At 65.7% G+C, this 9,262-nt stretch carries 6 protein-coding genes; 1 reads left to right on the forward strand and 5 read right to left on the reverse strand.

The genetic code is table 11. The annotated features are described in order from the left end of the window. Window positions 1–74: 74 nt before the first annotated feature. Entirely contained in the window at window positions 75–968 is an 894-nt protein-coding gene (locus AB4Z51_RS32395) for a dioxygenase family protein (RefSeq protein ID WP_441498757.1), read from the reverse strand. Window positions 969–1,067: 99 nt separating this feature from the next. Beyond that, the gene (gene pcaF / locus AB4Z51_RS32400) at window positions 1,068–2,276 is read right to left on the reverse strand and encodes a 3-oxoadipyl-CoA thiolase (RefSeq protein WP_027542154.1); all 1,209 of its coding nucleotides are present in this window, start codon (window positions 2,274–2,276) and stop codon (window positions 1,068–1,070) included. A 216-nt stretch (window positions 2,277–2,492) separates the two neighbouring features. On the opposite strand from pcaF, the gene mutS reads away from it, so the two are divergent. After that, on the forward strand, window positions 2,493–5,225 hold the full coding sequence (gene mutS / locus AB4Z51_RS32405; protein ID WP_441498758.1) for a DNA mismatch repair protein MutS: 2,733 nt from the start codon (window positions 2,493–2,495) through the stop codon (window positions 5,223–5,225). Window positions 5,226–5,347: 122 nt separating this feature from the next. Here the strand turns inward: mutS and AB4Z51_RS32410 are convergent, their stop codons facing one another. From AB4Z51_RS32410 to AB4Z51_RS32420, 3 genes are all read right to left on the reverse strand, one after another. Beyond that, window positions 5,348–7,024, reverse strand: a complete 1,677-nt coding sequence (locus AB4Z51_RS32410) for a methyl-accepting chemotaxis protein (protein WP_441498759.1) — start codon at window positions 7,022–7,024, stop codon at window positions 5,348–5,350. A 439-nt stretch (window positions 7,025–7,463) separates the two neighbouring features. Then, window positions 7,464–8,180, reverse strand: coding sequence for a GrlR family regulatory protein (locus tag AB4Z51_RS32415; RefSeq protein WP_441498760.1), 717 nt, complete (start codon window positions 8,178–8,180; stop codon window positions 7,464–7,466). A 101-nt stretch (window positions 8,181–8,281) separates the two neighbouring features. After that, complete coding sequence (locus AB4Z51_RS32420; protein WP_441498761.1) at window positions 8,282–9,097, reverse strand: hypothetical protein; 816 nt, start codon at window positions 9,095–9,097, stop codon at window positions 8,282–8,284. Between the last annotated feature and the right edge of the window lie 165 nt (window positions 9,098–9,262).

Below are 9,262 nucleotides of genomic sequence, written 5' to 3' on the forward strand. Positions count from 1 at the left end.
CCCCCGATCATTATAGAACATAACTAATCTAGGGAAGCGGGTTTGGCAGGTGTCCTGCGCCCGGCAGGACCGCCCTATTTGATCGGCGGACGCGGCAGTACGGCCTCACCGGCCTCCAGCCGGTAGGTGTGGTCGAGCGAATACCAGGGGGTCGGGACGTCTCGTGCGGTCGGATGCGGCGTGTCGTGGCGCTGGAACTTGCCGATCAGTGCCTGCGTCACCCCGAACTGCACGTCGCTGTCGATATGCGGGTCGGCGGGGTCGTAGACCTGCGAGATCAGCACCTTGAATCCGGGCTTGAAGATCAGCGCGTGCAGATGCGCGGGACGATAGGGATGCCGGCTCTGCGCCTCCAGGAGGCGGCCGACCACACCGTCGGTCGGGATGGGGTAGCCGACCATCATCACCGCGCGGAAGGCGAAGCGCCCGTCCTGGTCGGTCGTGAACTTGCCGCGCAGGTTCATGTCGGCCTGATCAGGGTCCTGGTTCTCGTAGAGACCGACCGGCGAGGCGTGCCAGACATCGACCTCCGCATCGGCGACGGGACGGCCGTCTTTGTCGACGACGCGGGCGCTGACGAACAGCGGCGCGCCGGGCGTTTCCGAGCGGACGATCGAGCCGCCATTCTCGACCCGCGGCGAGTTCAGCCGCCAGAACGGGCCGAGCAGCGACTGATCGGTTTCGGTATTGCCCTGATCGCCGTTGTTGAGCAGGCACACCAGCGGCGAGACGCCGAGCGAGCCCGCCATCAGCACGACTTCGTTGTGCGTGTCGGTCGTGAGCTTGCCGAGCTCGGCCACGATCGCGGTCGCGTCCCGGAACTCCTTCTCAGTCAGGCGGACATCGCGGACGAAGGCGTGCAGATGCTTGACCAGGGAGACCATAATCTGGCGCAGCCGCGGATCGGACGTCCGCTCCATCACCGCCAGTGCAGCGGCCGTGACGTCCTGCTCGCGCTCGATGATCATGCTCGTCTCCGGATTACCCGTCATTCCGGGCGCGAGTGAAACGAACGAGCCCGGAATCTTCGCCTCTCCCCGCTTGCGGGGAGAGGGAGAGGAGAGAGTTTAGTTCAACTTCTCGATCGCAACGGCAACGCCCTGGCCGACGCCGACGCACATGGTGGCCAGCGCGAGCTTGCCGCCACGCTTTTCCATGCCGTGGACGGCGGTGAGCGCGAGGCGCGCGCCGCTCATGCCGAGGGGATGGCCGAGCGCGATGGCGCCGCCATGCGGATTGACGAAATCGGCATCGTCGGCAACGCCGAGCTGGCGCATGCAGGCAATGCCTTGCGAGGCGAAGGCCTCATTGAGCTCGATCAGGTCGAAATCGCTGATCTTCTTGCCGAGGCGTTCCATCAGCTTGCGGGTCGCCGGCACCGGGCCGATGCCCATGATGCGCGGCGGCACGCCGGCCGAGGCGAGGCCGAGGATGCGGGCGCGCGGGGTGAGGCCATGCTTCTTCACGGCGGCTTCGGAGGCCAGGATCATCGCGGCGGCGCCGTCGTTGACGCCGGAGGCGTTGCCGGCGGTCACGGTGCCGGGATTGCGCACGATCGGCTTCAGTTTTGCCAGGCCTTCCAGCGTGGTCTCCGGGCGCGGATGCTCGTCCTTGTCGACCGTAATCGGGCCGGCCTTGCCGCCGGGGATGGTGATCGGCGTGATCTCCTCGGCGAAATAACCCGCCGCGATCGCCGCGCCCGCGCGCTGCTGCGAACGGATCGCGAAGGCGTCCTGGTCGGCGCGCGAGACCTGGAATTCCTCGGCGACGTTCTCGCCGGTCTCCGGCATCGCGTCGACGCCGTACTGCGCCTTGAGCAACGGATTGATGAAACGCCAGCCGATGGTGGTGTCGAAAATTTCAGCTGAGCGCGAGAAAGCCTCCTGCGCCTTGCCCATCACGAAGGGCGCGCGGGTCATGGATTCGACGCCGCCGGCGATCGCGAGCTCGATCTCGCCGGATCGGATGGCACGGCCGGCGGCACCGACCGCGTCGAGGCCGGAGGCGCAGAGCCGGTTCAGGGTCTGGCCGGGAACCGAATCCGGCAGGCCCGCAAGCAGCAGCGCCATGCGCGCAACGTTGCGGTTGTCCTCGCCGGCCTGGTTGGCGCAGCCGAAGAAGACTTCGTCGACCTGTGCCCAATCGAGATTGGGATGCTTGGCCATCAGCGCCTTGATCGGGGCCGCCGCGAGGTCGTCGGCGCGCACCTTGGCGAGCGAGCCGCCGAAACGGCCGATCGGGGTCCGCACGGCATCGCAGATAAAGACGTCACGCATCGTTGTTCTCCCTGAATGCCGCGGTCCGGCCCAAATTCTTCAATGTCCGCGGAGTTTTAGGAGGGCGCCCGCGGCAGGTCAATTGACGGTTTCTTGCTTGTTCCGAGGGGGGCGCACGCTGCCAATGCATGCCGTGGTGCGGACAACGTGGAAAACCTCCCCTCGCCGGCCAAACCGGTAGGAGCAGGAGGCGAAATTTTGTAGGTTGCGCCGCCCATGACAATGCAACAGCCGATACCTGTGCCGCCCCCTGACGAAGCGCCCACGCCGCCGGCGGAAGCCATCGCGCGCGTCACGCCGATGATGGAACAGTACCTTGAAATCAAGGCGGCTCATCAGGGCCTGCTGCTGTTCTACCGGATGGGCGACTTCTACGAGCTGTTCTTCGAGGACGCCGAGATCGCCTCGAAGACGCTCGGCATCGTGCTGACCAAGCGCGGCAAGCATCAGGGCGCCGACATCCCGATGTGCGGCGTGCCGGTCGAGCGTTCCGAGGATTATCTGCATCGCCTGATCAACGCCGGCCACCGGGTCGCCGTGTGCGAGCAGACCGAGGATCCCGCCGCCGCCAAAGCACGCGGCAACAAGAGCGTGGTGCGCCGTGGCGTGGTGCGGCTGGTGACGCCGGGCACGCTGACCGAGGACACGCTGTTAGACGCGCGCGCCAACAATTATCTGCTGGCGATCGCCCGCGCCTCCGGTGGCGGCGACCGTTTTGGGCTTGCCTGGATCGACATCTCGACCGCCGAATTCACGGTGATGGAATGCTCTAGCGGCGAGCTCGCCGCGACGCTGGCACGCATCAATCCGAATGAGGCGATCGTCACCGACGCGCTCTACAACGACAGCGAGCTCGGACAGACCTTGCGCGAGCTGCCGGCGGTGACGCCGCTGACCCGCGACGTCTTCGATGGCGCCACCGCCGAGAAGCGGCTGTGCGATTATTTCGCCGTCGCGACCATGGACGGGCTGGCGCAACTGACGCGGCTGGAAGCGACGGCCGCCGCCGCCGCCGTCACCTATGTCGACCGCACCCAGGTCGGCAAGCATCCGCCGCTGTCGCCGCCCGCGCGCGAGGCCTCGGGCGCGACCATGGCGATCGACCCCGCCACCCGCGCCAATCTCGAACTGACGCGAACGCTCGCGGGCGAACGCCGCGGCTCGCTGCTCGACGCCATCGACTGCACCGTGACCTCGGCCGGCTCGCGCCTGCTGGCGCAGCGGCTCGCGGCGCCGCTGACGGACGCGCCCGCAATCGAGCGGCGGCTCGATGCCGTGAGCGCCTTCGTTGCGGACTCCGCTGCGCGTGAAGACATCCGCAGCATCCTGCGCGGCGCGCCCGACATGTCGCGGGCGCTGGCCCGTCTCTCAGTCGGCCGCGGCGGACCGCGCGACCTCGCCGGCCTGCGCGACGGCATCATCGCCGCCGACCAGGTGCTGATGCGCCTCGGCGAGCTCGACCAGCCGCCGCATGAGATCGCGGTGGTGATGGCGGCCCTGCAGCGTCCGTCGCGCGAGCTCGCCGCTGAATTCGCAAGTGCCCTCGATGACCAGCTGCCGCTGATCAAGCGCGACGGCGGCTTCGTTCGCCAGGGCTACGAGCCCGCGCTCGACGAAGCGCGCAACCTGCGCGACGCCTCGCGCCTCGTGGTGGCCTCGATGCAGGCGCGCTACGCCGATCATACCGGCGTCAAGGGCCTGAAGATCCGGCACAACAACGTGCTCGGCTATTTCGTCGAGGTCACCGCGCAACACGGCGACAAGCTGATGTCGGCGCCACTGAATGCGACCTTCATCCATCGCCAGACGCTGGCGGGCCAGGTGCGCTTCACCACCTCGGAGCTCGGCGAGATCGAGGCCAAGATCGCCAATGCCGGCGACCGCGCGCTCGGACTCGAGCTCGAGATCTTCGAGCGGCTGTCCGCGAAGGCGTTTGATATCAGCGACGATCTGCGCGCCGCCGCCCACGCCTTTGCGCTGCTCGACGTCGCGACCTCGCTGGCCAAGCTCGCGGTCGACGACAATTATGTGCGGCCGGACGTGGATGACTCCCTCGGCTTTGCGATCGAGGCGGGCCGCCATCCCGTCGTGGAACAGGCGCTCAAGCGCAATGGCGAGCCATTCATTGCCAATGCCTGCGATCTCTCGCCAACACCGGCGCAAAAATCCGGCCAGCTGTGGCTGCTGACCGGTCCCAACATGGCCGGTAAATCGACCTTCCTGCGCCAGAACGCGCTGATCGYGCTGCTGGCGCAGATCGGCAGCTTCGTGCCGGCGACGCGCGCGCGGATCGGCATCATCGACCGCCTGTTCTCGCGCGTCGGCGCCGCCGACGACCTCGCGCGCGGCCGCTCCACCTTCATGGTGGAGATGGTCGAGACCGCGGCGATCCTCAACCAGGCCGGCGAGCGCGCGCTCGTGATCCTCGACGAGATCGGCCGCGGCACCGCGACGTTCGACGGCCTCTCCATCGCCTGGGCCGCGATCGAGCATCTGCACGAGAGCAACCGCTGCCGCACGCTGTTCGCGACGCATTATCACGAGCTGACCGCGCTCTCGGCAAAACTGCCGCGCATGTTCAACGCGACGGTGCGGGTGAAAGAATGGCAGGGCAATGTCGTGTTCCTGCACGAGGTGCTGCCGGGCTCGGCCGACCGCTCCTACGGCATCCAGGTCGCCAAGCTCGCCGGCCTGCCGCCGGCGGTGATCACGCGCGCCAAATCGGTGCTGGCAAAACTCGAGGCGCAAGACCGCGGCCAGACCGCCCGCGCCCTCGCCGACGATCTGCCGCTGTTCGCGGTGCCCTCGCGCGCCGCCGCCGAAGCCGCGCCGCCGAGCGAGGCCGAGCTGCTGATGGACGCGGTGAAGGCGCTGCATCCGGACGAGATGTCCCCGCGCGAGGCGCTCGATGCGCTCTATGCGTTGAAGGGCAAGCTGCCGAAGCAGTGACGGTGCCGTAGGGTGGGCAAAGCGCAGCGTGCCCACCACTCAACGACCAATTCGCGGAAAGATGGTGGGCACGGCGCGCGAAGAGCGCGCCTTTGCCCACCCTACGACTTCTGCGCGCTTGGCTACGCCCTTGCCGCCATCGCAGCAGCTTCCGCGGCGGCGCGCTGCATGCTCGTCGACATCTCGTTCGTGACCGTGCTCTGCTCCTCGACGGCAGCGGCTGTCGAAGTGACGTATTCGCTGACGTTGTTGATGGCCTGCTTGATCGAGCCGAGCGCACTGACGACGTCGCCGGAGATGCCGTTGAGGCTGCCGATCTCCTGGCCGATCTTGTCGGTCGCCTGTCTCGCCTGATTGGCGAGGCTCTTCACCTCGGAAGCGACCACCGCGAAGCCGCGGCCAGCCTCGCCGGCGCGCGCCGATTCGATCGTGGCGTTGAGCGCGAGCAGGTTGATCTGACTGGTAATGCTGTTGATCATCTCGATGATGCCGCTCATCGCCTTCGCCGCCTCGGTCAGCCGCTGCGCCTGCGCGTCGGCAGAGGCAACCTGCTCCACCGCGCTCATCGCGGTCTCGCGGGACTTGGTCATCGCTTCGGAGATCTCGCGCACCGACGCGTTCAGCTCCTCCGAGCCTGCGGCGACCGATTCCATCATGCCGCGGACGCGCTCATTGCCCATGCGGACCAGCACCTGCCGCGTGGTGTCAGTGGCGTATTTCACGACCTTGAACGGCTTGCCGTTGAGATCGAGGATCGGGTTGTAGGAGGCCTGGATGTAGACGTCCTTGCCGCCCTTGCCGATGCGCTTGTATTCAGCCGCCTGGTACTGGCCGCGATTGAGCGTTGCCCAGAACTCGCGATAGGCAGCGCCGTCGCGCTCCGACGGCTCGACGAACATGCTGTGATGCTTGCCCTTGATCTCGGCCAGCGAATAGCCGAGCGTGCCGAGAAAATTGGCATTGGCGGTGATGATCGTGCCGTCCATGTTGAATTCGATCACGGCCTGCGCCTTGTCGATCGCCGAGATCTGACCAGCGAGGTCGGCGTTCTTCAGCTTCTCCGCGGTGACGTCGGTCGCAAATTTGGCAACGCCGAACGGCTTGCCGTTCTCGTCGAGCAGCGGATTATAAGAGGCGAGGATCCAGACCTCGCGGCCGCCCTTGCCGATACGTTTGTATTCGCCCGCTTGGTATTCACCGCGGTTGAGCCTGGCCCAGAATTCGCGATAGGCCGCGCTGTCGCGCTCAGCGGGGGCTACGAACAGGCTGTGATGCTTGCCCTCGATCTCGGCCAGCGAATAGCCGAGCGCCTGGCAGAAATTCTGGTTCGCAGTCACGATAGTGCCGTCGAGCTTGAACTCGATGACGGCCTGGGCGCGGCCGATGGCGGACACCTTGGAGGCTTCCGTCATGGCATTGATCTTCTTCGCGGTGATATCGGTCGCGATCTTCACGACCTTGACTGGCTTGCCGTCGCCGTCAAGCACGGGATTATACGACGCCTCGATCCAGATCTCGCGACCGCCCTTTGCAATCCGCTTGAACTCCGCGGCCTGGAACTCGCCGCTCTTCAACGCGGACCAGAACGCCTTGTACGCCGCGCCGCCTCGCTGATCGGCGGGCACGAACATGGAGTGATGCTTTCCCTTGATCTCCTCCAGCCCATAGCCCAGGGCCTTCAGGAAATTCTCGTTCGCGGTGAGGATGGTGCCATCCAGTGCAAATTCGATCGTCGCCTGCGAACGGCCGATGGCGTCGAGCTGTGCCTGGGCATTTCCATGGGAATTACGACCAAACATCAAAACATCTCCAGAATGGATCGCATGGTGCCGCAGCGCAACGCGCCTCAAAGACAGGCGAGCGGACGCCCTCGGACAGACCGAGCGTTGGAATATGACTAGCTGTGAACTATGTGGGTCCGTTCACGCGTACAGAGGACCCGCCTTGATGCCCATGTCCGCCCAAACGCGGAAACGACAACCGACGAGTAGCTTTACGGGGAATGCACCAAATTTAGATTAATGCACCTATCGGAATCGGGCAGCCCATCTCCGAAGAAATACGGAGTGATGGAACCGAAAATGGCCGGCGGAAGAAACGGCCGAAACGCGAATTAGCAACGATCAAATCGATACTTAGCGACGTCGCGACATGAACGGATTGCGGCCCCGCGCGCGCTTTTCCGCGCGACTATCGTCCAGGATGCTGCCCCATTAACGCAACGCCTTCCGGCGGCCGTCAGCGGCTCGCCCTGGCAAACGGCTCGATCAGCTTCAAGGTGGCGGCGAGGCGGATGCTGCGCTTGCCGGCGAGCGCGATCGCTTCCATGTCGGCGCCCTTGTCATCGCAGTGGCCGGAGAAGCCGATGCCCACCTCATAGCCACCGAACAAGGGATGCTCGCTCTTCGCCGGCGTGTGTTCCTGATTGACGAATTCGCCTTTCCAGCGACCGTTCGCCGAAGAATAGGCGCCAAGATAATAGAAGAAGGCATCGCCGCCGAGGATGCGGCCGTCGCGCAGCAACATCACGCCGGTATGGCCACCGGTAATTCCATCCAGCATCCGGATGTCGATCGAATAGAGTCCGCTGACGATGCCGCCCTCGCCGACCGCACCGGGCGGGGGAACGTCCTCGTCGCCGAGCGGCGTCATCACGGCGCGAAACACCGAGGCGTCCTCGACCACTTCTCCCTCGAAGCGGTAGAGCTTGCCCTGCGGTCGACCGCGAATGCTGATTGTGACGGCGTCGGAACTGACCAGCGACCTGTGCTGCGGCGACCGGCTGTGGCGCTTCGTCCGGAGCCTGGCGACGATTTCGCCGTCCACAATCTCGTAGGTGCCGAAGTGCGCGAAGGCCGTGTTGCCGCCAAGCATTTTCCCGGCATGGGCGTACAGCACGCTGCGGCCGGAGCCGTCGTTGATATCGTATTCGACCTTGTACAATCCCTCCACCACACGCCCCGATCTTGCTCTGTTGCCAGTTTAGCGGGTCTGCCAGCCCCGGTAACTAACTATCCTGACGCAGGGCTGAGGTCCCAAGCATAGCGTACCTCGCCTTACGAAGCGTGGCGCGGCTGATGCATCGGCCTCTTCCGTCGTCCCATCCACCACAGCGTCAGGTTCCAGCCGATGCAGGTGGCGAGTGCGCAACTCAAGCCGATCGCCGAGCCGAACTGCGTGACGGCGACGTGCAGCACCGCAATAGCCAGACCGAAACCGAGCAGGCCCCAGGCGGAGTTGGCGAGCACGGCGGCGGTCGGCGGGCCGCCGATGCGCGGATGCAGGATCACCATCATGCTGGTGAACACAATCGGGTAGAGCGCGATGACGCCGCTCACCCGCGGGCCGACCCAGCCCGAGGTCGAGACCACGATCGCAACCAGCGTCGCGACCAGCGAGGCGCGGAATGGAATGTCGTACCAGCGACGCGTCACCAGCGGCATCTTCACATGGCGGTATCGTGCGAGCAGCGGAATGCAGATGCCGAAGGCGACCAGGTTGACGGCGAGCCCGGCGGTCAGGGTCCAGTCGAACAGGCGGATGATGGAGGCCAGCACGATCCACACCGCGACCGCGCTGCCGGCGCTCACCAGCAGATTGTTCCGCTGCGCCAGCACGACATAGGTGAGCCCAAGGACGATCGTCGCGGCGTTGACCGGAAGGCTCGACAGCGCGCCKTGCGCGATGAAGGCGGCATCATGGTCGAGCGCGAGGAAGACGTAGGAAGGACCGGCCGAGATCGGCAAGGTCGCCACCAGTCCGCCGATCACCGGACCGGTGCGCTCGGCAATGAACGACGCGGACACGACGAACGCCGCGGCGATCGCCATGCGCAGGATGAGGAGGATGATGAAGTGGAGCTCGGGGGGCATTTTTTGCTTCTTACCCTGCCCTTGAGGGGGAGGGTCGGCTCATATGGAGCGTAGCGAAATATGAGACGGGGTCGGGTGACAGTCTCTCGACGGATACGGCGCCCGAGTGGAGAGATCACCCCACCCCGCTCGCGCTGCGCGCGATCGACCCTCCCCCTCAAGGGG

It is taken from the genome of Bradyrhizobium sp. 2TAF36 (genome assembly GCF_052114925.1).
GTDB lineage: Bacteria > Pseudomonadota > Alphaproteobacteria > Rhizobiales > Xanthobacteraceae > Bradyrhizobium > Bradyrhizobium barranii.